This window comes from Planktothrix prolifica NIVA-CYA 540, assembly GCF_963864145.1.
Classification (GTDB): Bacteria; Cyanobacteriota; Cyanobacteriia; order Cyanobacteriales; family Microcoleaceae; genus Planktothrix; species Planktothrix agardhii.
The window spans coordinates 5308438-5333424 of sequence record NZ_CAWLTW010000001.1 but is presented as its reverse complement, the minus strand read 5'-3'; the positions used below and the strand labels follow the sequence as shown (position 1 = coordinate 5333424).

Genomic DNA, 24987 nt, shown 5'->3' with positions numbered 1-24987 from the left:
TTGTCCAGTAGCTTAGACTAAAGCGATTATCAAACAGTTAGTGACATTGTGGCAAGGAACGGTTAAAGCTGAAAATGAAGGTTAGGGAAAAGGATCTATTTTTACTATTAATTTTCCCTTGCAAAAATCTTCCTATTTAGCCTTTTTATAATTCAATTAATTAGGAATTTTAATCATGAAACGCTTAGAACAATATACTACTAAACGTCCTCAAGAAGTTTTAATTGTTAAAATTGAAATTGATGGCGAATTTGATGAAATTGCGATTTTTAAAGGATTTTCTAGTTCCTTAATGCGTCCCACCGCTTTTGATCCTGATATTCCTGTTATTCCCAATACGGCTAAAATCCTTGAAATTGATCGTCTATTGAGTCCTTATAATCCCACCGAACCCCATTATATTCAACAGGGATTAACCTGGGAAATAATGCAGGAATTATTAACAGAATTAGGGCTATAATTGTTGATTCAGAAACCGTGTTTCTCAATTGATCTTTCTGTTAATAGCAAAAGTTATGGCAGAAACCAGGTTTCTTGGTATTCATTTCAAGATGCGATCGCTTACAATAATATAGATTGACTAACCTCTAAAATTCTATGTCATGGACACCGGGCTATCAGTTGCGTCAACGTCCCTATATTATTGAAAAAATTCTGGGACAAGGGGGTTTTGGGATCACCTACAAAGCCAAACATTTACAATTAGATCATCAAGTTGTTCTGAAAACTCCCAATGCGGGTCTACAAAATGACCCCGAATATCCTAAATATGTTCAACGCTTTATTCAAGAAGGTCAAACCTTAGCTAAACTTGGCCAAAATTCCCATCCCCATATTGTCCGAGTTAGTGATTTATTTGAAGAAAATGGGCTTCACTGCTTAGTGATGGATTTAATTGTGGGGCAGAGTTTATGGGAATTTGTGCAAACAAAAGGTAGGTTATCGGAAGCAGAAGCGGTTAATATTATTCGTCAAATTGCTGATGCTTTGGTTATGGTTCATAATGCTGGAATTATTCACCGAGACGCTCATCCGGGGAATATTATGTTAAGAAATAATACCTCGGCAGTGTTAATTGATTTTGGACTAGCTGCGGAAATTATGCCGAAAGTGATGAGTTCAAAACATCCGGCTAATTTAAACTTTGCCCCCTATGAACAATTCCTAGAAGGCAGTGGGAAACCAACGGTTGATGTTTATTGTTTAGCTGCTTCTTTATATTATGCCATTACCGGACAATTACCGACCCAGGCTTTAACTCGCAAGTTGAAAAATCAAGCCTTAATCCCACCTAATAGAATTGTTAAAATTAGTGATAAAATTAATGATGCTATTTTGAAAGGCTTGGGGTTAGAACCAGAAAAACGTCCTCAAACGATGGCGGAGTTTTTGAGATTATTAGATATTCAACCCCAACCTGTTCAGATTCCTCAACCTCATATAGAATTAAAGTCAGCTAAAGGTGTTAATTATCGTCAATTAGAACAACTTTTGAAAGCCGGAAAGTGGCAAGAAGCTGATGAAGAAACGACTAATAAAATGTTAGAAGTCGCCGGAAGAACTCTTGAGGGATGGTTAAGGGTTGAAGATATTGATAATTTTCCCTGTGAGGATTTACGCACTATTGACCAACTTTGGGTAAAATATAGCAATGGACGCTTCGGCTTTTCGGTACAGAAGCGCATCTATCAAAGTCTGGGAGGAACCCGGAGTTATGATCAGAAAGTCTGGCAAGCGTTTGGTGATCAGGTGGGTTGGCGTGTAGGAGGTAGCTGGTTGTATTACACAGATCTAAAATTCAATCAGACAGCACCAGTGGGCCACCTCCCTGTGATGGGTGTTTTTGAGGAGGGAGGGGGGTTTTTTGTGTTTGGGGGGAGTGGTGACATCTCTTCTCTAGCGTCGAGAATTGTAGACTGTAACATATAAGGCTTACAGATTTTCGTAAAGATTAATGACATCAATTGAATGTAGGGGCGGGTTCGCCGTGATTTTTGTTAATAATAATTAACCTAAATAAACCCGCCCAACCCCATAATAGGAATCAATATAAACCCGGTTTTATTAACGTTAAATTTTGGTGGGGTGGGGGTCAGAAACCCGGTTTCTCAATTGAGCTTTCTGTTAGTAGCAAAGGTTAACGCAGAAACCCGGTTTCTTGGAGGTGTGGGTGATCGGAGGTTTGATAAATGAAAAATGATATTTTTGATCAGTTTCTTGGTTTCTTACAAAATTTAGATCAACAAGAAATTAGCTATTCTCTAGCTCATCATCGGGATGAGGCGATTATGGTGAGTGTTGCGCTTCCTGGGGAGCGTTGGGAAGTTGAATTTTTGAATGATGGATCTGTCGAGATTGAAAGATTTATTAGTCAAGGCGAAATATCGGGAGAAGAAGCTTTAAACGAATTATTTTCTCGATATTCAGATCCAGAGGATGATTCTATTGAGACTAATTCAAATCCTAACTTGGTATCTATGTTCTTAATTCCCAATAATGTCCAATAATTCCCAATTTACCGATGAACAAATCTATCAACAAATTGCTCAAATTATCCAAAGATACAAATTGTTAGAATGTGCGGAGTGTGCTGCTGCTATCAAAAACTGGTTAAAGGCGAATCAAATTAATGGCATCCATCTGAAAATAAAACTCGTAGGTCGGGGATTATTTATTGTTAGTAAGCGTTGGGATAATGGTCAGACATCAATTACCCAAAATGGAACGCACTATGGTATTGAAGCAAGAGGTAAAGTCTTTGATAACCTATCTACTTTTGGATTAAGTAGAGAACAATGGGTTGCCGATTTTGACTGTCCAAGCGGAAAGTTTATAATAGAAGAAATTGAGAAGTTTTAACTGTAATATTTCTGGAGAAAAAAAAAGATGACCAACCTCTACGACTTACTCGAAAAAATTAAACAAAAACCAGGAATGTATATTGGAAGTCCTAATATTAATAATTTATTGATGTTTTTGTGTGGTTATCAATACGCCTGTGAAGCTATGGAACTTCCTGAAAGCAAACAAGAAATGGAATTTACACAATTTCAGCCTTGGTTACAAGCTAAATTTGGGGTCAATACTTCCGCATCTTGGGCTAGAATTATTTTATTGTATTCTAGTGATGAAGCCGACGCTTTTAAAAATTTCTTTGATTTATTAGCCGAGTTTAGAAATCAACAAAAAAATTCTGCAACTTTAAAAGAAGAATCATTATCTGTTCTGTAAAAAACGCATACTCATCTTTATACAATTTAGAAAAATTGCTATAAAAGTGTGGAGGGGACGCTTTTAAAAAGGTTTTTGAGGGGATTTTTAAGATTGTACAGAACTCGCCCCTACGGGTTTTATTTTAATAATTGGGTTAGAAACCGGGTTTCTTAAGAGAAACCCGGTTTCTTGTTTGTTATTCGATAACACCACCAGCCGCTTGTAACCGCGCTCTGGCTCTTTTAATAGCTTTTGTCGCTTTAATTTTGGCTTTTTTAGAATCACCAGTATCAGCCGCTTCTAAATCAGCTTGAGCCTTGGTATAGGCGGTACGGGCAGCTTCTAAATTAATAGTATCACCCCGTTCGGCACCATTAACCAAGATGGTGACTTCATTGGCTTCAACTTCAGCAAACCCACCCATCAAGGCGATAGGAGTCCATTTATTTTTAGACCGAACCCGCAGTACCCCGGTATCTAAAGCTGTCAATAGGGGAGCGTGACCCGTCAGAATACCTACTTGGCCGGTTGTACTCGGAAGAATCACCTCATCAGCATTTTCATCCCAGACCGTCCGATCTGGAGCGATTACACGCACAGTTAATGTCATTTGTCAAGAGGTAATAAAATATTATCGAGATCAAAAATTATTGTTGTTGGGCTTTGGTAAGAGGGCTAAAGCCCAACAACGGGTGAAAGTTAGCCTTTGAGTTTTTCGGCTTTAGCAATCACTTGGTCAATGTCTCCGACCATGTAGAATGCTTGTTCTGGCAGGTCATCCAGTTCCCCAGCCATAATCATATTGAAGCCTTTGATGGTTTTTTCCAGGGTGACATATTGACCCGGAGAACCTGTGAACACTTCCGCCACGAAGAAAGGCTGAGATAGGAATTTCTCAATTTTCCGAGCGCGAGCCACGGTCATCCGATCTTCTTCAGACAGTTCATCTAAACCTAAAATGGCGATGATGTCTTGTAATTCTTTATACCGTTGCAGGGTGGATTGGACAGCCCGGGCGGTGTTATAGTGTTCGCTACCGACAATCGACGGCTGTAACATCGTCGAAGTGGAATCCAGGGGATCAACCGCCGGATAGATACCTTTAGAAGCCAAACCCCGTGATAATACGGTGGTAGCATCTAAGTGAGCAAAGGTGGTGGCTGGAGCGGGGTCAGTTAAGTCATCCGCAGGCACATACACCGCTTGAATTGAAGTAATAGAGCCTTCTTTAGTAGAAGTAATCCGTTCTTGCAATTCACCCATTTCTGTCCCTAGGGTGGGCTGATATCCCACAGCAGAAGGCATCCGACCTAACAGAGCGGACACTTCAGAACCCGCTTGCACGAACCGGAAGATATTATCAATAAACAGGAGCACGTCTTGTTTGCTGATATCGCGGAAATATTCGGCCATCGTCAAAGCCGACAGACCCACCCGCATTCTAGCTCCGGGGGGTTCGTTCATTTGGCCATAAACCAGAGCCACTTTCGATTGAGTTAAGTCTTTGGTGTTGATAACCCCAGACTCGATCATTTCATTGTAAAGATCGTTCCCTTCCCGGGTACGTTCGCCCACACCGCCGAACACGGAAACTCCCCCGTGCGCCTTAGCGATGTTGTTAATCAGTTCCATAATAATAACGGTTTTGCCGACTCCGGCTCCACCGAACAGACCAATTTTACCGCCCCGACGATAGGGAGCTAACAGGTCTACCACTTTAATCCCCGTTTCAAACACGGAGGGTTTTGTTTCTAACTGAGTAAAAGCTGGGGCGGGACGGTGAATAGAAGAAGTTTCTTCGGTTTGCACCGGGCCTAAATTATCAACGGTTTCACCGATGACGTTAAAAATCCGTCCTAGGGTCGCTGGGCCAACGGGAACACAAATCGGAGCGCCCGTATCAACAACTTCCATCCCCCGGACTAAACCATCGGTGGTACTCATGGATACGGAGCGGATTTGGCCGTCGCCTAGAAGTTGTTGGACTTCGCAAACAATAGAAATATCTTGACCAACTTCGTTTTTGCCACTAATTTTTACTGCATTGTAGATTTCCGGCAAATGACCGCTCGGAAATTTGATATCTACAACCGGGCCAATGATTTGAGTGACGTGGCCTACATTTGTTTTTTCTGCGGTGCTGACCATGGGTTTGCTTATTGGTTAATACAAGTTGATTCCGAAATCGTCTCGGAAACGTTTAGAAGAATTTAATATTGCCATCTTTTAGGTTATCACTGATCAGTGATCACGTTTGAGCGATTTGATTCTATTGAAAATCCGATCCCAATAATTCTACGACCCGATTGAGTTGCACCGAATGGGAGGCTTTAAATAAAATCCGATCCCCGGGCTGGATCAAGGCTTTTAACTGTTGTACCATTTGAGCATGAGCATCGGAGGTCTGTACATCAACTATTGACACTAACGGAACACCGCCAGCCCCCTTTGCTAAGGCATTGGCGGCCTCAAACTCTGCCAAAATCAATAATCCGTCCAAATTCAGTTCCCGCACGGTGCGCCCCACTTGTTCATGGAATTCTAGCGATCGCTCTCCTAACTCTTTCATCGTCCCTAATACGGCAATATGGCGTTTTCCTGGGGTTTGGGCCAATAACCGCAAGGCTGCTAACATTGATTCCAACCCGGCATTATAGGTTTCATCGAGGATCACCAGATCTTCCCCCCACTGATAGCGTTTTGCCCGGCCATCGGGTAACTGTACCGCTATTGGTTGCTGAAAAGGCTTGTATGAGGTTTGCGCCCCATAAATTCCCCTAAATACGGCTAATGCGGCTAGGAAATTAGAGGCGTTATGCTCCCCAGGTAAGGGTAAGGGTAAATCTATTCCTTCGACTCGCAAGGTTTGGGCGTCGATTAATTCTCCTCGCAGATCTCCCCCTTTTAACCCATAGGTAATTGTATTACCTGACCAAACTTTAGCGGCGGTATTGATCAAACGTTCTTGATGATTTAATACTGCTAAACTGGTTTTTGGCATTTCTGCTAATAGTTCACATTTGGCTTGGGCGATCGCATCTTCTGACCCCAAGAGTCCAATATGAGCCGTCCCCACATTGGTAATTACCCCAATTGTTGGTCGAGCAATTTGGGTTAATTCGGCAATTTGTCCGGCTCCACGCATAGCCATTTCTATTACGGCAAAATCATGATCGGATGTTAGTTGTAATAGGGTTTTAGGAACTCCAATTTCATTGTTATAATTGGCTTGAGTTTTTAACACTTTGCCTTGAGTCCCTAATATGGCCGCAATTAATTCTTTAGTTGTGGTTTTCCCTACCGAACCCGTTACCCCGATAATCGGAATCTGAAATTGATCCCGCCACCATCGGGCAATCTGTTGATAGGCTTTTAATGGGTTGGGAACCGGAAAAAGGGGCAAATTCGGGTGATTTTGGGCAAAATCCTTAGTGACAATCGCAGCAATGGCCCCCTGGTTAATCGCCTGTTCCACAAAATTATGGCCATCAAAGTTTTCCCCCTGTAGCGCTAAAAATACCTCTCCAGGTTTAATACTGCGGGTATCGGTTGTGATCCCGATTACGGTTGTAGAATCCGTGGAATTACGGTAAAATTGGGAATTAATCGCTAAAATCTGAGCAATCTGACCGAGAGTGATGAGATTAGACATTCTCTGAACTCTTGAAAATTGATTATTATTGATTACTCAGATATGATATTCTAAAACATCGCGGGTTTTGTAGCGATTTTTATTGAGATTGATTGCGATTTCAGCCCTAGTTGTTGAAAATAGCATAACAAGCTGGAAAATATATTATTAATCGGAACTATTTCCCCTAATAGTTCTTTTATAGAAATCTATTCAACTGAATGGTGGTGCTAGTGTTCGATATCGGGTCAGGATGACCGAAGCATTCTTGAATAGATTTGCCCAGGATGTCAAGGGTTGAACTTCTTTTAAATCACTTTTTTTTAAAGAGTTTTTGATCTAAGTTCTATCATCTGTAATCTTACAAAATCTTCCCGTCTCCATACCGCTATTTTATTGTAGATTTTAAAACTTAATTAGGGTCAAAATCATAAATTTATTGTTATCATAAAACTTAACTATAAAATTACACTCAAATTGAGTAGATGGGTAATCAAAAATGAACAACAATTTAGCAAATCCTTTTAATCGAGCTACTGTTAAAGAAGAACAAATTCTCTATAATCACTTACTCGAAAAGGTAGAAATAGAGGAGCCTCCTCAAATGATAGAAAGGCTGAATCTATTATTTATTCAAGGGTCAGGATATCCAGATTTGGAAGTCTCTAAAGCCTTGAATAAATTAGTCATCTCTAAATTAGAGACTCAGGATTTTAATTATATCCTGAATCGTTGTTGTTATATTTTAATTAATCGCTGGCATACTTCTCCCGAAAGGAAAACAGCAATTAATAAATTAATTCAACTTTTTGATGAATCTATTCTCAAAGTTAGAAAAGTTTATTCTTATTCCCGAAATGTTCGGGAATTGGGGGATTTGGTTTGTGAATTTACTAAAAGTGAGCAGTATTTGGCATTAAAACGCTTTGCAGAAGTGATTAATCAACCAGCAGAATTAGATTATAAAACCCAATCTTCCGAACCCCTGAGAATATTAATTCCTCGCTATCCCTATCTTTATAAACATTGTTTACTCAGTGAAGATAGTTCCTATGAACATCGACAGATGATTCAACTCATTCAAGTTCAAAAACAACGGAAATACGAACTGGATTTATCTCAGTATGCAGCCCATCAAATGCGACTCGCCAACATCGCCCGACGGACATCCATAGAAGAAGCTAAAAAAATAGTTTCTCCTGTTTCTAATCCGACCTTTTTAAATAATAGAGAACTGTTTGCCGCCCTGAAACAATTCGTGGGCAAAATAGAAGGAACACAAACGTATAAAGATTTAGCTCAAAGTTTTCTATCCCAGACTAAAACTAATCAATCTTTTCGAGAATTTAAAAATAGTTTATATGAATATATCAGCCCAACATCAATTGATTCATCCTATATCCGTAATCAATTCAATGATAAATTATACAAACAGTTACAAAATACTATTCCCCATAGTGATGATGAAAATTTTAATGAATTTCTCCTCTTGAGAACTTGTAACCAAATATTAAACTTTTTGGTGGTTGAAAGTCCCCAAAAACCCAATCATTTTGTGTTTATCGACTTAATTGCTAATGTGGGCCCCACCATGACCGTAGGTTTATTACTCAAAATCGTTTTAATTTGTCGAAAAGTCAAACCCTACCTAGAAAAACGATTTGCTATTTTATTTAATCATTACGAGTCCTGTTCTCAAGATGGAGTTCTCTGGTTAGTAAAAGTATTGGAAAACTTAAATATTGCTTTAAGTACCAACTTTGGTGGCGTTGATTTGTCTTTCATCAGATAAACTTCCTTAATTAAATATCTGAAAAAAGTGCTTGGAAATTTAGGTTAAGAATATCCAATTAATTTTGTTTAGGTACTTACAAGATTAAGGTGGGTAAAACCCCACCTCACTCTAAGATTAACTCCCAGGAATCGTCACATCAATTGTGGTGAATTTTGATTGATTATCTAAACTGTTTAAAGCCGGATTAATCAACGCTTTATTTCCGACAACTAAGATTACTAACTTGTCGAAATTAAGATATTGTTGAGCGACTCGTTGAACATCTTCGATGGTTGTTGCTTGAACTTGACGTTGATAATCAAAGATAAAATCCTTGGGATAACCATAATATTCATACTGCATTAAACGGGATAAAGTTTGAGCCGGATCTTCAAACTTAAAGATAAAAGAATTTAAGGTAGATTCCTTTGCATAGGTTAATTCTTCCGACTTAATGGGTTCTTTTTTTAACCGTTCAATTTCATTTTTTAACCCTTGAATTAATGGAACTGTTGTTTCAGAACGAGTTTGTCCTCCAGCATTAAAAACCCCTGGATAATCATAACTTGCACCCCAATAGCCATAAACAGAATAGGCTAACCCTTGGCGCGATCGCAGATTATTAAATAACCGTCCACCGAACCCATTTAACACCCCATTCATAACCGCCAATTTGGGATAATTGGGATCATTTAATAACCCGCCTAAATGACCCATTTCCACATAACTTTGATTTAGTTGTGGCTGATCAACAAAGAAAATACCGCCCAAATTAGCTTGAGAAACCGCAGGAAGGGGAGGAATAACCGCCTTTTGACTCGGTTTCCAAGTTCCTAATTTTTCATCAATTAAAGCCTTGATTTTTGCTCGATCAAAATCCCCCACAATTCCCAAAATCATAGTTTCAGGATGAAAATATTTTTCATAAAAATCAACTAAACTCTCGCGGCTGATATTTTTCAAGGTGGAATATTCTGTGATGCGGGCGTAGGGACTATCTACACCATAAATCAGCTTAACAAACTCCCGAGAAGCAATGTCTCCGGGGTTATCATTCCGACGCGCAATTCCGCCTTTTGCTTGAGTTTTTGCTAAGTCTAATTGATCTTGAGGAAACAGAGGATTACGAATGACATCCGTAAACAATCCAAACACTAAGTCTAAATCTTCTGTTAATCCTGAAAATCCAACACTACCAGAAGTTGTAGAAATCCCGACTTCAACGGAGGCGGCTTTTTGTTCTAATAATTGATTCAATTCATCGCCAGAATTTTGACGAGTTCCCCCATTCCGCATCACCTCTGCGGTAATACTTGCTAAACCAACTTTATCCGCAGGTTCAAATCGATCTCCGGTGCGAAATAACGCACTTCCTCCAACTAAGGGAAGTTCATGATCTTCGACTAAATAAACTATGATTCCATTGTCTAATTGATAGCGTTCATAATCAGGAAGTTTAAGGGTGGGTAAGGGAGGAAAAGTTAAATCGGTGTAATGTTTGGGCGTGGAAGCGATCGCCGGAATATGGCTAAAAGCAGTAAAAAAGAAGGTCGTTAGCAACAATCCAATCCAAAAAAGTATGGATTTTTTCAAGTTTAGGGTTTTCAAAGTCAACATAGTGAATCGAAAGGTTAATCAGAATAGAATGAGTCAGGATAAAATCAGGTGAATTTAAAGTTTATTCGTCGGATAATAGGCGGCCAATGGTGCGTTTTTGCGGAAGAAATACCTCTTGAGCCACCCGTTGAATATCTTGGGGAGTAATGGCATCAATTTTTTCTAATTCCTCAAATAAGTTTATCCAAGATCCGGTTTTGACTTCATATCCAACTAAAGCAAATGCCATGCCCATATTAGAATCTAAGGATCTTAATAAACTGGCTTTAGCTTGAGTTTTCACCCGATCTAATTCGGTTTCAGACACCAATTCTGTTTTCAGTCGTTCAATTTCTTTGCGTAGGGATACCGCCACTTCATCCACGGTATGACCGGGTGCTGGCATAGCATAAAATAACATTAAATTGGCGTATTTATTACCAGGATATCCACTTGATCCTTGAGCAGTTAAAGCAATTTGTTGTTCTTCAACTAAGGATTTATACAAACGAGAAGTTCGACCATCACTCAGAAGACTAGAAATCATATCATAAATCACAGAATCAGGATGATTTGCCGCCGGACTGGGATAACCTTCTAAATACCAAGGTTGAGTTTTTAAGGTTAAAGTCACTTCCCTGGTTTCGGTTTGAGGCGGTTCAACAATATTTAATTCAGGGGGTTTCGGTCTAGCGGGATAACGACCAAAATAAATTTCTGCTAAACGTTTGACTTCGGTGGGGTCAACATCCCCGACAATTGCTACGGTTAAATTATTAGGAACATAGTAGGTTTCAAAGAAATTTTGAACATTTTCACGAGTCAAATTTTCTAAGTCTTGTACATAACCAATCACCGGACGACGGTAGGGATGTGCTTTGAATGCTGTGGCGGAAAATGCCTCGATCATTTGACCAATGGGAGAATTTTCTGTCCGCAAGCGACGCTCTTCTAAAATGACTTGTTTTTCTTTATAAAATTCTCGAAATACGGGTTCTAAAAATCGCTCGGATTCTAAGGACATCCATAGTTCTAATTTGTTAGCAGGAAGGCTATAAAAATAAGAGGTAGCATCGGCGGAGGTTGTTGCATTCAGTCCCACACCTCCAGCTTGTTCTAAAATTCTACCAAACTCATTTTGCTTGACATATTGATCAGCTTCGCGACTTACTGTTTCTAAATCAATGATTAATTGTTTTAGTTTTTCCTGATTTCCCTCGGCTTTAGCTTGTTTAATTTGTTCAAAAATTTGATCTTGCTTTTCTAAAAGAGGTTGTTCAGCTTGATAATTTGTTGTGCCAATATGTTGGGTTCCTTTAAAGGCTAAATGTTCTAAATAATGGGCGACTCCCGTTTGTCCGTCGGGTTCATTAGCTCCTCCCACATCGGCATAAATTAAAAAAGAAATAACCGGAGATCGATGTCTTTCTAAAACAATAAATCTCATGCCATTATCGAGGGTAAATTCAGTAATTTCTCGCTTCACTCGTTTTAAATACGGTTGAATTGAAGAATCTGAAGGGGCAATTTCATCCGCCCAAACGGCTTGAAATCCCATCACCCAAAATAAACATAGACTTAACAGCGCAACGGACAAACGTTTCCTCACTAGGGATAGTTTGTAAGTTCTTTGTTTTCCTCGGAAAAAATAATCCCAAAACATAGGTTTTTAGCGGTATAACTTGACAAAAATTCGAGAAGCAACTAAGGTCTAATCTATCTTAAAATATCACAAAATCAGAATTTTAACCGTAAAAATATCAAAGCATTAAGAGTTATATCGTTTCCGCTCGGTCTTCCCCAACGAATGATAGGCTCAAACCAGAGCCACATAAGATAAAAAGGTTATGTCGCATCTCCATTCCCCTACAGCATTGGAATTAGAAAACCAGATTCTACTGGCAGCCCGGGGGTTATTTGCCCGCAAAGGCTATGATAGTACCACTACTCGTGATTTAGCGACGGCCGCCGGGGTCGCCGAAGCTACTTTGTTTAGACATTTTGCTAATAAAAAAGCGATTTTGATTGCCATTGTAATTCAGGGATGGGCGGAAATTTTAACGGATTTACTAACAGAATTTAGCTCTATTAGTAACTATAAATCCATGGCACAATTGTTATATCGACGGATGATAAATCTCCATGAAAATGCAGATATGATGAGAATTTGTTTTTTAGAAGCTCAAGTGCATCCTGAATTACGCGATCGCCTTCAATCAGAAATTATTAATAAAATGATCGATGTAACCGAGGCTTTTTTTGAAACAGCAATCCAAAAAGGAGTATATCGTCCGATGAATCCTAAAATTGTTGCCCAAGTCTTTTTAGGAATGTTTGCAATTGCAGGATTTAGTTATAATACCCTCCTAGAACCCAATGCTTCCCCCCAAGAAATGAAAGAAATGGCGGAAGGATTGGCGGATATTTTCCTGAATGGAGTATTAGCAAAAGAATAAAAAAACGTTATAAAAATCTGGCCTGTTGCACCCATTGTTGAATTTGATCAACGGACGGACATAAATCTCGACGCTGTAAATTAACCACATAAAAACGGAGGATTTGTTGATGTAAACGATGGACGGATAACTTAGTTAAATGGTGAACTGAACTCACTCCCGCATGAAGCAAAAGTCCACAATATTCACAACCAACCCCAGGAATCCTCGCTAAGTCCGCCATGGCAATCCATTTGTTAATATCTCTAATATTAATCTGGAGTAAATTGGCTAAAATCATTTTTTCGGCGGGAGTTTTGCCTTGTTTTAACAGTTGATTGGTGGTTTTAATGCCATAATTGTTTAATCGGGTTTGATTGTCCGAATTCAACCCCGGAAGTTGAGAAATCGGCCAATTAACCCATTGAATAGAGTTATGGGAGTTCGGTTTAAAAGATGTCATGATCTTGTTCTTGTTGGTTTCAGGTTGAGGCGGTATCATCCTCCTCAATTTGTGCTGTTTGATTCTAACCTATTTTTTTCTAAAATTCAGGGTGGGCTGTTCAGGATTTAAACCCTATACTTTAGATAAAGATGATACTAACACTAGCATCACTTAAATTAAAATCACCCAAATTCCGATTAAATTATGTTATTTAATTCTTCCCAATTCCTGATTGATACCCTCCGCCAACGGCGCCAAAAACTCGGCTATTTAATTGATTTTCCGGCAATTTTGTGGTCGGGTCGTGAATCTTCCCGCAATTTTCCCGCTAATATTTATCCCTTTCGTGCTAGTAGTCATTTTCTTTATTTTGCTGGATTTCCCTTAGAAAATGCAGCGATTCGTTTGTATGAAGGTGGCTTAGAATTATTTATGGATGATTCCCCCGAAGGTAGCGCCCTTTGGCATATCGAAATCCCCCCAAGAAATCAGATTGCAGAAATGATCGGTGCGGATTTTTCCTATCCCTTATCAGAATTATCTGTTCATCTTGAAGATGCGGCAACTATTCTGGTACAAAATCCGATTACCGCCAACGAACAGCGTCAATTATTAAACTGTCCTTTAAGATCAGCAAAAGAGCCCAAAGGAATTGATTTAGAATTAACCCAGGCAATTATTTATTTGCGTCTAACCCATGATGGTCAGGCATTACAGGAGTTACGCCAAGCCGCAGAAGTTAGTATTCAAGCCCATAAAAGGGGGATGAAAGCAACAAAAACAGCCCAATTAGAAGCAGAGATTCGTGGGGCAATGGAAGGGGTAATTATTAGTCATAATATGACCTGTTCCTATAATAGTATTGTGACGATACAGGGAGAAGTTTTACATAATCAACACTATCATAATCGCTTACAATCTGGGGATTTACTATTAGCTGATGTGGGGGCGGAAACGGTGCTAGGATGGGCGGCGGATATTACCAGAACTTGGCCAGTTTCGGGAAGATTTTCCCCGACGCAACGAGATATTTATCAAGTGGTTTTAAAGGCTCATGATAGCTGTATTGATTCTATCAAACCTGGGATAGAATATCAAGAGATTCATCGAATTGCAGCAATAATAATTGCTGAAGGATTAGTCGATTTAGGAATATTAAAAGGAAATCCAGAGGATTTAGTCGAACAGGATGCCCACGCCTTATTTTTCCCCCATGGAATCGGGCATTTATTAGGCTTAGATGTGCATGACATGGAAGATTTGGGGGATTTAGCTGGATATGAATACGGACGGGTGAGAAGTCAACGGTTTGGCTGGTGTTTTCTGCGGTTAAATCGTCCCTTAAAACCCAGGATGTTAGTAACAATAGAACCCGGTTTTTATCAAGTTCCGGCTATTTTAAATGATCCTAAAAATCGAGAACAATATCAAAATATTGTTAACTGGGAACGTTTAGAACAGTTTGCCGATGTTCGAGGAATTAGAATAGAAGATGATGTCTTAGTCACGGAAACGGGAACAGAAGTTTTAACCCAAAGTTTACCCACATCTATTCAGGATATAGAAGATTTAGTCAAAAATTAATAGTGTAAATTTATGCTGAGTCAACAACGAATTAAACGGTTTATTATCTTTTTCCTGGGAACTCTAATTGTCACGGGTTTAACCGTAGCTGGTTATGCCTTTACAACTCTATTTTTATCCAATACTCCTACAACAGAATCCCCGATTAGTTTGGCTGACTGTGGGAGTTCTAAGGGGGGAGAAAGGGATAATGTGATCGCAAATTTTTATGGTAATAATACCTATCCTTGGGCGAATAAAATCCAGTGGAATTGTGTTTATAATATTAAATATTTCTCTGGTTCAAATTTAGTAGAACAGTTCAATGCTGCGCGAGATGCAGCCTTTAATCATGGTGGAGGAGTGGTTTATTTTCCATCGGGAACCTATATTTTTAATGATAGCATAAAACTAAAATCCGGTGTGGTTATTCGAGGAGAAACTCCTGCTATTAAATCCGCAAAAGCTAATAATTATAATCCCCCCTCAAAATTAGTTTTTCCTAAATATGAACCCCAACTTTCAGGAGACGGAACCCCGAATGAAACCGCTTTCAAAAGTATTCAAACCCTGACCCCAGACCAAGATAGTAATATTGGGATTATTAACCTTGATATTAATCGGGCTGCAATTAATATAGTCGGAGATTTAGATAACAGTAAAAGTAGTAATATTATAATTTTTGGAGTTCGTAGTAATAACGTAGCAAAACCTGACCCACAAGTGCCAAAACTGGAATTTCAAAACCCTTGGCAACGTTATAGTCATCGCTTTGCTTCTAATATTGAACTTACCGGATATGAAAATATTTTAGTGGCGAATAATCGAATTAATGATAATATTACTGATAATTATGAACAACCTGGATATCAGTTACAGTCCAAAGATAAAAAGACAATTTTAACCTATCAAGATGGTAGTAAAGTCCCCTTTAATTATAGCAATCATTATGGAATTGTTGTTAATAGAGGCGGGAAACAAGGCGGGTTTAAATTAGCTGGAAATCCCACTAACGAACCCGGACTATTTAGAAAAGGCATTGTGATTCGAGATAATTGGGTTTACCATACCATGCGAGTAGGAATTCATGCGGCGGGAGATGGTTTAATTATCCAAAATAATGATATTCAAGACCAAGCAAATAAACAATGGTGGACAGACCCCACGGGTACTAGAGAAGCAACGGGGGCAGTTACCTTAGAAAATAGAGGAATTGATTTTTCAGGATGGAATGTTTTAATTGAGGGTAATAACTATCAAGTTTATCGACATAAAATTGGGGATACAAAATATTTAAGTGTGGATGGAGAAGGGATTTTAATGCAGGAATGTTGTGGGGGAACAACGGTTAAAAATGTTATGATTAAAAATAATCAAGGAAATGCTTATATTGGACTCTATAAAGTTCAAGAAATTAATCATGCAACTATTGAAAATAATCAAATTTTAGGTTCTGATATTTTTGTTATGGCAGATACGAATAATCAACCCTATGGAATGAATCAGGTTAAAATTATTAATAATCAAGTTTCTGGGAATATTCTAGTCAAAGCTAGTTTAGGATGTCAGGGGAATGAAATTTCAGGAAATAGAGGAAACCAGGGCGGAAAACTAGAGTATTCCTGTTCCATTGAAGTTAATAATAACTCAGGATTTAATACTCAGCCCTGTTTTCCATTACGCTAATTTACCATCACGTTTTTTTCTATTTTAAATAGGTAAACTTACCATTTTTTCCCGTTTCATCCATTTTAATTTGGGCAACATAAAACTTTTCTTGCACCACTTCACCTTCGGGTGTAAAAGAAATATTGCCTAAAACCGTTTCATATTTTCCTGATAAAATTGCTTGATTTAATTGTTCTCTTAGCTGTTCTAAGGATAAACTATCAAGTTTATTTTTCTGGTCAACCGCTTTTAAAGCATCCACAAATACTTGAACTCCGGCGAAGGCTTGGGCGGTAAATTGCGGGGGTTCTTTTTTATTCTGGGCTGCGTAAGTTTCCCGAAAGGTTTTATTAATTGGATTATCAATTTCAGGACTATAGGCTTGGGCAATAATTACCCCATCACATTCTTTTTGACAGACGGAAAAAATATTAGAAGTATTTAAACCATTCCCCCCAATAATTAATCCTTGATACCCCAATTGTCTTAACTGTTTAATTAAATTTCCTCCATCGGCAGCCAGTCCAGAAATAATAATTAAATCTGGGTTTAAATTAATTCCGGCGGTGGCTTGATTTTGAAAATCCGTGTCGGTGGTTTGGAATTTTTGAACCGTTACCAAATCTAGGTTTAAATCCTTAATAGTTTGCTGAAAAGTCTCCGTTTCTGATTTACTAAAAGCATCATTTTGAGCATAGAAAACCGCGACTTTTTTAATATCAGGATTGATTTTTAATGCCGCTTTTACAGCATTCGGGGCGACAACGGCAACGGGGGCAGAAACCCGGGCAATATAATCACCAATTTGAGGCACTCCCTTGGCGGTATTAGAAGGGCCTAAAACCGGAACTTTTGCCCGTTCCGCAATGGGGTCAGCGGCGAAGGCTTGTTGAGATAAAGAAGGGCCTAAAATGCCGACAACTTTCTGTTGAGTAATTAGGGTATTAAAGGCATTAATTGCCCCTTGTTCATCGCCTCCCCCATCTTGGAGAGCTAATTTAATTGGGGTGCCATTGACGCCTCCTTGTTGATTAAAATATTGTTCAGCCATTTGCGCACCAATCACCTGTTCTTGTCCTAATAAGGCGGCGTTACTGGTTTGGGCGAGAACGACTCCAATCGGAATTCCTTTAGAATTTTCAACGGTATTTGTCGTGGAATTGGAATTAGAAGCGGTGTTATTTCCAGATGGTTGAGAGGGACTACAGGCTAATACTAAAGCCCCGGTTATTCCTGATAACAATAGCGGGATAAATTGTTTTCTTTTAATCATGGCGTTAAAATTATATAAAAATAGTGAGTTGTTTCTAACTCAAGAGATAATCTGATTATACAACTATTTTTAATTATAGACAAGTGGATATAGCAATCCTATTTGAGTTATAGGAATAAATGGGCCTGAAACCCAGGCACAGCAAGGAGCCAATATTAGAACCTATTTAGGATTGCTATATTTAGAGTAGGGTGGTAAAGTTAGCGAGCGAGGACGCACCGCATGACATTTAATTATAATCATCAAATAAACTATATTTTTCTTCAAATACTTCTGGCCAAGATAAAGATATTAATGAGCATTTTTTTCCCATTTCATCCTCCGCATCCTTGAGTGACCGTTGAAAACATTGTTCCCAAATTGAATCAATAAAATTTTGGTTTAAACTGGGAACTTCTTCTTGAATATCAGCAATTTCTTGACGCGCCGAACGAATACTAATAGACCAACTGCCACTCCGTTTTTCCGGTTGGCATTTCCATTTAATAACGTGCATCATTAACCGGGTTAATTGACTTTTTAAAGCTAATTTCTTGGATTTTCCCATAGATTCAATTAAAACCGCTAACCCAGATCCGGCTTCCATAAATTTTTCCTCCTGTAATAACTCTTGAATTGCGATCGCGGCTAAATATTCAGAACTCGCCGCCAACCATTCCCAATCTTTTCCAGTTTCCATAATAACTTCTAAGTTTAATTATAATCAAATAAACTATATTCTTCTTCAAATACTTCTTGCCAAGATAAAGATATTAATGAGCATTTTTGATTCATTTCTGTTTCCGCTTCTTTAACCGCTTTTTCAAAACATTTATCCCAAATTGAATCAATAGTATTTCGGTTCAAACTGGGTGTATCTTCCTGAATTGCTTCAATTTCATTCCGCGCTGATAAAATTGTAGTTGACCAACTAGAAGTCCGTTTTTTGGGTTGACATTTCCACTTAATAACATGAGCCATTAACCGAATTAACTGACTTCTTAACGCTCGTTTATCAGATCGTCCCATTGCTTCAATTAATGCCTCTAAACCTATCGTAGCTTCCATAATATTTCCCTGTTTTAAACAGTTCTTAACTTCTAATGCCACTAGATAATGAGAACTCATGGCTAGATCTTTCCAATCCATTTGAGTTGACATAAACCCCTTCTCCTTAATTATAATCAAATAAACTATATTCGTCTTCAAATACTTCTTGCCAAGATAAAGCCATTAATTGATATCTCTTTCCCATTTCACTTTCCGCTTGTCTGATGGCTTTTTTAAAAGAAGTTTCCCAAATTGATTCTAAATAGTTTCGATTTAAACTGGGAACTTCCTCCTGAATATCAGCAATCTCATCTCTAGTAGAAATAATCGTAGTTTCCCAACTGGAAATCCGTTTTTCCGGTTGACATTTCCATTTAATAATGTGCATCATTAACCGGGTTAATTGACTTTTTAAAGCTAATTTCTTGGATTTTCCCATAGATTCAATTAAAACCGCTAACCCTTGTCCCGCTTCCATTAGTTTTTGATCCTTTAATAACTCTTGGACAGCAACCGCAGCTAAATATTCAGAACTCGCAGCCAACCATTCCCAATCCTCGGATGTTCGCATTTTTACCTCAACAGCAAATAACTCAAATCATACTTTTAATTATATGTCAAGTCTTTGGGATTGAACTTAACATTTCTATTTAATTTAACAAAATATGGCTGAAAATTTAAGAATCATTGCAATTAAACAATGTTATCATTGTTTTAGTGTCAAAATGAATTCTAAAATAGAGATTAAATTGCGATCGCTATGTATAAATACTCCTAGCGATTGGCACAATTTCTGAGAATATAAAACAAGCTGTCCTCCTTACCGAGTTTTTTTATGAAATTAGCTTATTGGATGTATGCTGGCCCCGCCCATATTGGCACCTTGAGAATTGCCAGTTCCTTCAAAAATGTTCACGCCATCATGCACGCCCCTTTAGGAGATGACTACTTCAACGTCATGAGGTCTATGTTAGAAAGGGAACGGAACTATACACCTGTGACCGCCAGTGTTGTAGACCGGAACGTTTTAGCCCGGGGTTCCCAAGAAAAAGTGGTTGATAATATTGTTAGAAAAGATCGAGAAGAACATCCCGATTTAATTCTATTAACTCCTACTTGTACCTCCAGTATTTTACAAGAAGATTTACACAATTTTGTTGAACGTGCCCAACTCGATGCTAAAGGCGATGTCATGTTAGCCGACGTCAATCATTATCGTTTTAATGAACTGCAAGCGGCTGACCGGACATTACAACAAGTCGTTCAATTTTATCTGGAAAAAGCCAAGAAAAAAGGCGATATTCCTGAAGGCAAAACCGAAAAACCCTCGGTTAATATTATTGGAATCTCTACCCTTGGTTTCCATCACCATCATGACTGTACCGAGTTAAAACGGTTAATGGTAGATTTAGGAATTGAAGTTAATGAAGTGATTCCTGAAGGGGCGTCGGTTCATAACTTAAAAAACCTGCCTCGCGCTTGGTTTAACTTAGTTCCCTATCGAGAATTAGGGTTAATGGCAGCCAAGTATTTAGAAACAGAATTCGGGACACCTATAGTTGATATTACTCCTATGGGAGTGGTTGAAACCGCCCGTTGTATTCGCAAAATTCAACAAGTAATTAATGATCAGGGGGCGAATGTTGATTATAGTGAATATATTGATAATCAAACCCTGTATGTGTCTCAAGCCGCTTGGTTTTCCCGTTCCATTGACTGTCAGAATTTAACCGGAAAAAAAGCCGTTGTCTTTGGGGATAATACCCACGCCGCCGCGATGACAAAAATTCTGGCGCGGGAAATGGGAATTCATGTTGTTTGTGCCGGAACCTATTGCAAATATGATGGCGATTGGTTTAAGGAACAAGTGAGTGAATATTGCGATGAAGTTCTGATTAGTGAAGATAACGGTCAAATCGGAGATATGATTGCCAGAATTGAACCTTCTGCTATTTTTGGAACCCAAATGGAACGTCATGTTGGGAAACGTTTAGATATTCCCTGCGGTGTGATTGCTTCCCCGATTCATATTCAGAATTTCCCCATTGGTTATAAACCATTTTTAGGCTATGAAGGAACTAATCAAATCACCGATTTAATCTATAATTCCTTTACCTTGGGAATGGAAGATCACCTATTAGAAATCTTTGGTGGACATGATACTAAAGAAGTGATTACCAAAGGAATTTCGGCGGGTTCTGATTTGAATTGGACAAGGGAAGCTCAAACCGAACTGAATAAAATTCCTGGGTTTGTGCGTAGTAAAGTTAAACGCAATACCGAAAAATTCGCCCGTGAACGAGGTTTCAACGAAATTTCCTTAGAAGTGATGTATGCGGCCAAAGAATCCGTAGGAGCTTAATTTTAAGGTTGATATTGCCACCTTTTTTGTTACAATCTCAATCAAAGTAAACCCAACTTTTTGTACTCAGCCAGTTTGGGTTAACTGAGTTTTGTTCCGACATAATTTATAAGAGGTAATGTATGTCAAATATTCGGGAAATTTCAGGGAATCCAGGGGACACTTGGGATGATTTAAGTTGGACAGATATGAACAACGATGAGCAAGCATTGTGGGCTACTTTAGGCTGGAATGAAGCCAGTTGGGAAGAAGACTCTGATGCTCCCGATTCTAATGAGAAATATTGGGAGGAATTAACCGAAAATGAACGTGATGCGGCAACAAAACTCGGTTATAACCAATCTTATTGGGATGAGGATTAAGGTCAAAAGAAAGTCTCCATTTGTATTGTTAATCAAATAGTTTGTAAGGTGCGTAAGGCGCAATTGATTTATTGGGAAATCCAATCATTAACAATTTGTTCCTCGCACCATTTTTCATTAATTAATAAAATTTGGGTACGCTTTTTAATCAGTGATAATAAGGAAGCATTGTTAGTTTCCAAGGTAGAGACACAGTTAACCCCCGTCCAGTTTATCAATTTATTTATCAGGGTGAAATCAAATATATTGCAGTTACAATAGGGAATAATGGATATATTGTAGGGACAAATCCGAGAACAAAACTAAAATAATCTTTATAGAGGTTCAATTATATGCCTAAAAAAATTAGACTAATGACAGATTATGGATGTTATCCTTTATGGTGGGATGAACCTGATCAAGTGGGTGATTTAGATCCAGAATCTTTACCTTTAACTCAAGAAACCATTCAACGTTTGTATCATTGGGCTGATGCTTTTGAAGCTCGATTAAACTTGGCTGATCCATCTGATTCTCCTGAAGTTACACCGGAAGAAGTAGAGCGTTTTGAATGGGAAGGATTAAGTTTATGGAAACAGTTACATCAGGAATTAGCCCCTGATTATGAAGTGGTTTATTTTAGTAGTCATTTTCATCAAATTTTTACTGACTCAGTTGAATTAGAGGAAACATTAAAATCTAATTTTATTGAATTTAATCAAACAGAAAGGGGAATTGTTTTAACGAATAACTTGATCAAGCAAACAACTTAATCATCAATTTTGTATGATTAATCAAATAGTTTTTCTGGTGCGTAAGGCGCAATTAATTGATTAGTAAATCCAATAATTAATAATCCGCCGCCCGCACCATTTTTTATTAATTAACAACATTTTAGTGGGTGCGTAAGCTCCGCGCACCCTACAAAAACTTTCTTGACTATAAAAAAAAATAATATATTATTGTTTTTAGCATAACTTAAACCTATGTTTTAGGAGGGATTGATGGGCGACATTGAAAACATGACGGGTACAGACCTTATAGCTGTGGGAGCTTCCTTCGCATTGTATTTTCTTCCCTGGATTATTGCTCTGTTTAAGTCCAAAAGAAATACAACCGCGATATTTTTGCTCAACATCTTTTTAGGATGGACAATTATCGGATGGTTTATAGCACTGATTTGGTCAGCCACTAATGAAAAAGACTAATTGATAAAAATAAAGGCTTGATATCCTCTATTTCAAGCCTTTATTTGTGTTTAAAGCGATCGCACAGGATAAGGTTTATTTATATTGATGGTTTAGTTTATAGGGTGCATGATGTTTGAAATGGGATATAATTATTGTATAATAATGGTCAAATTTGCAATATTAATATTATAAGAGGAAATAACCCATGATTCCAGGGGAAATGATTGTTAAAGCAGGAGAAATTGAACTTAATGTTGGTCGTCCGACTTTAAAGGTCAAAGTGGCAAATACAGGCGATCGCCCAATTCAAATTGGCTCACATTATCACTTTTATGAAGTTAATGAAGCCTTAAAATTTAAACGCGAAAAAACTAAGGGAATGCGGTTAAATATTCCGGCGGGAACTGCGGTTAGATTTGAACCGGGAGATGAACAGGAAGTTGAGTTGGTTTTGATGGGGGGAAGTTTGGAAATTTATGGGTTTAATGGGTTGGTGGAAGGTCAGTTAAATTTGAATTTATCCGAAGCAGAGAAACAAGAAAAAAAAGAGAAGGTTAAGAAAGATAAAAAAGACAAGGGGAAGAAGAAAAAATAATTTTAGTTTGACTTGGGCTTGTAGAATTAAATGATTGAAGAAAGCCCTGAAGGGCTTACTACTGAAGGAGTGGAAAATGGGTTATAAAATGGATCGACGGGCTTATGCGGAAACTTTTGGGCCTACGGTGGGCGATCGCGTTCGGTTAGCGGATACGGAGTTAATAGTTGAAGTGGAAACAGACTATACAAATTATGGGGATGAGGTGAAATTTGGGGGCGGAAAAGTAATTCGAGATGGGATGGGACAATCTCCAATTTCCCGTGCAGATGGGGCGGTGGATTTAGTGATTACTAATGCTTTAATTATAGATTGGTGGGGGATTGTTAAAGCAGATGTGGGGATAAAAGATGGAAAAATTTATAAAATTGGGAAGGCGGGAAATCCCTATATTCAAGATAATATTGATATTATTATCGGCCCTTCTACGGAAGCGATCGCAGGGGAAGGAATGATCCTCACCGCAGGGGGAATTGATAGCCATATTCACTTTATTTGTCCTCAACAAATAGAGACCGCCATTGCATCAGGAATTACCACAATGATCGGGGGTGGAACTGGCCCGGCAACGGGAACAAATGCCACTACTTGTACTCCGGGTGCATGGAATATTTATCGTATGTTAGAAGCGGCGGAAGCGTTCCCGATGAATTTAGGATTTTTAGGCAAAGGAAATAGTAGTCAACCCCAAGGTTTAGTCGAACAAATTGTGGCGGGGGCGATGGGTTTAAAACTACATGAAGATTGGGGAACGACTCCGGCGACAATTGATACTTGTTTAACAATTGCTGATCAATATGATGTTCAAGTTGCTATTCATACGGATACTTTAAATGAATCTGGATTCGTAGAAACGACCATTGAAGCGTTTAAAAATCGGGTGATTCATACCTACCATACCGAAGGCGCTGGAGGCGGTCATGCACCGGATATTATTAAGGTTTGTAGCCTGAAAAATGTCCTACCTTCTTCTACAAATCCCACCCGTCCCTATACGATGAATACCTTAGAAGAACATTTAGATATGTTGATGGTTTGCCATCATTTAGATCGAAATATTCCAGAGGATGTGGCTTTTGCTGAGTCCCGAATTCGTCGAGAAACTATTGCCGCCGAAGATATTTTGCATGATTTAGGGGCATTTAGTATGATTTCTTCTGATTCTCAAGCGATGGGAAGGGTGGGAGAAACTATTATTAGAACCTGGCAAACTGCCCATAAAATGAAAGTACAACGGGGGGTATTAACTGACATAGAAAATACCACAGAAACCCATGATAATTTTCGGGTTAAACGCTATATTGCTAAGTATACAATTAATCCGGCGATCGCCCATGGAATTGCTGATTATGTGGGGTCAATTGCTGAAGGAAAATTAGCCGATTTGTGTTTATGGAAACCTGCTTTTTTTGGAGTTAAACCGGAATTAGTGATTAAAGGTGGGTTAATTGCTTGGGCACAAATGGGAGATGCTAATGCGAGTATTCCTACTCCTCAACCTGTCTATGGTCGCCCGATGTTTGGAAGTTTTGGAAAGGCAATTTCATCTACGTCTTTAACTTTTATGTCTCAAGCGGCTTTAGAGGCAAAAATTCCTGAACAATTAGGGTTAAAAAAACAATGTGTTGCGGTTTCTGGAACTCGAAATATTAGTAAAGCGGATATGAAATTAAATGATGCTTTACCAAATATTGAGGTTGATCCTGAAACCTATCAAGTTAAAGCAGATGGGCAATTATTAACCTGTGAACCTGCGGAGGTTTTACCAATGGCGCAGCGTTATTTCTTGTTTTAGTTTTAGATAGATTTCGACAGATTCCGACAGATTCCGATAGATTGAAATCTATCGCTACACAGACAAAACCCGCCTGC

The 24987-nt window shown here is 38.5% G+C and carries 25 protein-coding genes; 15 read left to right on the top strand and 10 right to left on the bottom strand.

The genetic code is table 11. From position 1 onward, the window contains the following. The first annotated feature begins 175 nt into the window (after positions 1-175). The 5 genes from AC559H_RS23835 to AC559H_RS23815 all read left to right on the top strand — a co-directional run bounded on the left by AC559H_RS23835 (position 176) and on the right by AC559H_RS23815 (position 3231). Complete coding sequence (locus AC559H_RS23835) at positions 176-460, top strand: DUF7734 family protein (protein WP_036834509.1); 285 nt, start codon at positions 176-178, stop codon at positions 458-460. Between the two features lie 137 nt (positions 461-597). Next, positions 598-1929: a serine/threonine-protein kinase gene (locus AC559H_RS23830; RefSeq protein WP_026794695.1), complete on the top strand. Its 1332-nt coding sequence runs from the start codon at positions 598-600 to the stop codon at positions 1927-1929. 260 nt (positions 1930-2189) lie between these two features. Beyond that, complete coding sequence (locus AC559H_RS23825) at positions 2190-2507, top strand: hypothetical protein (protein ID WP_026794696.1); 318 nt, start codon at positions 2190-2192, stop codon at positions 2505-2507. After that, positions 2497-2859 carry a papain fold toxin domain-containing protein gene (locus AC559H_RS23820; RefSeq protein WP_036834512.1) on the top strand — a complete coding sequence of 121 codons (363 nt, stop codon included), beginning with the start codon at positions 2497-2499 and terminating at the stop codon, positions 2857-2859. The genes AC559H_RS23825 and AC559H_RS23820 overlap by 11 nt, the downstream gene beginning before the upstream one ends. Positions 2860-2886: 27 nt before the next feature. Next, positions 2887-3231, top strand: a complete 345-nt coding sequence (locus AC559H_RS23815) for a hypothetical protein (protein WP_026794698.1) — start codon at positions 2887-2889, stop codon at positions 3229-3231. 178 nt (positions 3232-3409) lie between these two features. On the opposite strand, the gene atpC is transcribed toward AC559H_RS23815, so the two are convergent. The 3 genes from atpC to AC559H_RS23800 form a co-directional block, all read right to left on the bottom strand. Continuing rightward, entirely contained in the window at positions 3410-3823 is a 414-nt protein-coding gene (gene atpC / locus AC559H_RS23810) for an ATP synthase F1 subunit epsilon (RefSeq protein WP_026794699.1), read from the bottom strand. Positions 3824-3912: 89 nt separating this feature from the next. Then, the gene (atpD, locus tag AC559H_RS23805) at positions 3913-5361 is read right to left on the bottom strand and encodes a F0F1 ATP synthase subunit beta (protein WP_026794700.1); all 1449 of its coding nucleotides are present in this window, start codon (positions 5359-5361) and stop codon (positions 3913-3915) included. A 121-nt stretch (positions 5362-5482) separates the two neighbouring features. Further along, positions 5483-6865 carry a UDP-N-acetylmuramoyl-tripeptide--D-alanyl-D-alanine ligase gene (locus tag AC559H_RS23800; RefSeq protein WP_026794701.1) on the bottom strand — a complete coding sequence of 461 codons (1383 nt, stop codon included), beginning with the start codon at positions 6863-6865 and terminating at the stop codon, positions 5483-5485. Between the two features lie 478 nt (positions 6866-7343). Between AC559H_RS23800 and AC559H_RS23795 the strand changes: the two genes are divergently transcribed. Then, positions 7344-8636, top strand: coding sequence for a Sll1247 family protein (locus AC559H_RS23795; protein ID WP_026794702.1), 1293 nt, complete (start codon positions 7344-7346; stop codon positions 8634-8636). A 117-nt stretch (positions 8637-8753) separates the two neighbouring features. Here the strand turns inward: AC559H_RS23795 and AC559H_RS23790 are convergent, their stop codons facing one another. Further along, positions 8754-10235: a M16 family metallopeptidase gene (locus AC559H_RS23790; RefSeq protein WP_026794703.1), complete on the bottom strand. Its 1482-nt coding sequence runs from the start codon at positions 10233-10235 to the stop codon at positions 8754-8756. Positions 10236-10296: 61 nt separating this feature from the next. After that, a complete protein-coding gene (locus AC559H_RS23785; RefSeq protein ID WP_036843571.1) occupies positions 10297-11772 on the bottom strand; it encodes a M16 family metallopeptidase in 1476 nt (491 codons plus the stop codon). Positions 11773-12061: 289 nt separating this feature from the next. Here AC559H_RS23785 and AC559H_RS23780 point away from each other — a divergent pair, with 289 nt between their 5' ends. Continuing rightward, positions 12062-12670, top strand: coding sequence for a TetR/AcrR family transcriptional regulator (locus tag AC559H_RS23780; protein WP_051319902.1), 609 nt, complete (start codon positions 12062-12064; stop codon positions 12668-12670). A gap of 7 nt (positions 12671-12677) precedes the next feature. On the opposite strand, the gene AC559H_RS23775 is transcribed toward AC559H_RS23780, so the two are convergent. Next, complete coding sequence (locus AC559H_RS23775) at positions 12678-13112, bottom strand: DUF4332 domain-containing protein (RefSeq protein WP_026794705.1); 435 nt, start codon at positions 13110-13112, stop codon at positions 12678-12680. A gap of 183 nt (positions 13113-13295) precedes the next feature. On the opposite strand from AC559H_RS23775, the gene AC559H_RS23770 reads away from it, so the two are divergent. Together AC559H_RS23770 and AC559H_RS23765 are read left to right on the top strand one after the other, a co-directional pair. Further along, entirely contained in the window at positions 13296-14678 is a 1383-nt protein-coding gene (locus AC559H_RS23770) for an aminopeptidase P N-terminal domain-containing protein (protein ID WP_026794706.1), read from the top strand. A gap of 12 nt (positions 14679-14690) precedes the next feature. Then, positions 14691-16343, top strand: a complete 1653-nt coding sequence (locus AC559H_RS23765; protein WP_051319903.1) for a glycosyl hydrolase family 28-related protein — start codon at positions 14691-14693, stop codon at positions 16341-16343. Between the two features lie 19 nt (positions 16344-16362). Here the strand turns inward: AC559H_RS23765 and AC559H_RS23760 are convergent, their stop codons facing one another. The 4 genes from AC559H_RS23760 to AC559H_RS23745 form a co-directional block, all read right to left on the bottom strand. Further along, on the bottom strand, positions 16363-17598 hold the full coding sequence (locus AC559H_RS23760) for an ABC transporter substrate-binding protein (RefSeq protein ID WP_026794707.1): 1236 nt from the start codon (positions 17596-17598) through the stop codon (positions 16363-16365). 229 nt (positions 17599-17827) lie between these two features. Then, entirely contained in the window at positions 17828-18277 is a 450-nt protein-coding gene (locus AC559H_RS23755) for a DUF29 domain-containing protein (protein WP_026798610.1), read from the bottom strand. A 14-nt stretch (positions 18278-18291) separates the two neighbouring features. After that, positions 18292-18738 (bottom strand): DUF29 domain-containing protein, encoded by a 447-nt coding sequence (locus AC559H_RS23750; RefSeq protein WP_026794709.1) that lies wholly within the window; start codon positions 18736-18738, stop codon positions 18292-18294. 13 nt (positions 18739-18751) lie between these two features. After that, positions 18752-19198, bottom strand: coding sequence for a DUF29 domain-containing protein (locus AC559H_RS23745; RefSeq protein ID WP_026798609.1), 447 nt, complete (start codon positions 19196-19198; stop codon positions 18752-18754). Between the two features lie 264 nt (positions 19199-19462). On the opposite strand from AC559H_RS23745, the gene bchB reads away from it, so the two are divergent. The 6 genes from bchB to ureC all read left to right on the top strand — a co-directional run bounded on the left by bchB (position 19463) and on the right by ureC (position 24910). After that, on the top strand, positions 19463-20989 hold the full coding sequence (gene bchB / locus AC559H_RS23740; RefSeq protein WP_026794711.1) for a ferredoxin:protochlorophyllide reductase (ATP-dependent) subunit B: 1527 nt from the start codon (positions 19463-19465) through the stop codon (positions 20987-20989). A gap of 122 nt (positions 20990-21111) precedes the next feature. Then, complete coding sequence (locus tag AC559H_RS23735) at positions 21112-21351, top strand: hypothetical protein (RefSeq protein WP_026794712.1); 240 nt, start codon at positions 21112-21114, stop codon at positions 21349-21351. A 332-nt stretch (positions 21352-21683) separates the two neighbouring features. Then, on the top strand, positions 21684-22103 hold the full coding sequence (locus AC559H_RS23730) for an immunity protein CdiI family protein (RefSeq protein WP_071782740.1): 420 nt from the start codon (positions 21684-21686) through the stop codon (positions 22101-22103). A 231-nt stretch (positions 22104-22334) separates the two neighbouring features. Further along, on the top strand, positions 22335-22538 hold the full coding sequence (locus tag AC559H_RS23725) for a superinfection immunity protein (RefSeq protein ID WP_036833027.1): 204 nt from the start codon (positions 22335-22337) through the stop codon (positions 22536-22538). 187 nt (positions 22539-22725) lie between these two features. Beyond that, a complete protein-coding gene (locus AC559H_RS23720) occupies positions 22726-23115 on the top strand; it encodes an urease subunit beta (protein ID WP_026794714.1) in 390 nt (129 codons plus the stop codon). A gap of 76 nt (positions 23116-23191) precedes the next feature. Next, complete coding sequence (gene ureC / locus AC559H_RS23715; RefSeq protein WP_026794715.1) at positions 23192-24910, top strand: urease subunit alpha; 1719 nt, start codon at positions 23192-23194, stop codon at positions 24908-24910. The last annotated feature ends 77 nt before the right edge of the window (positions 24911-24987 follow it).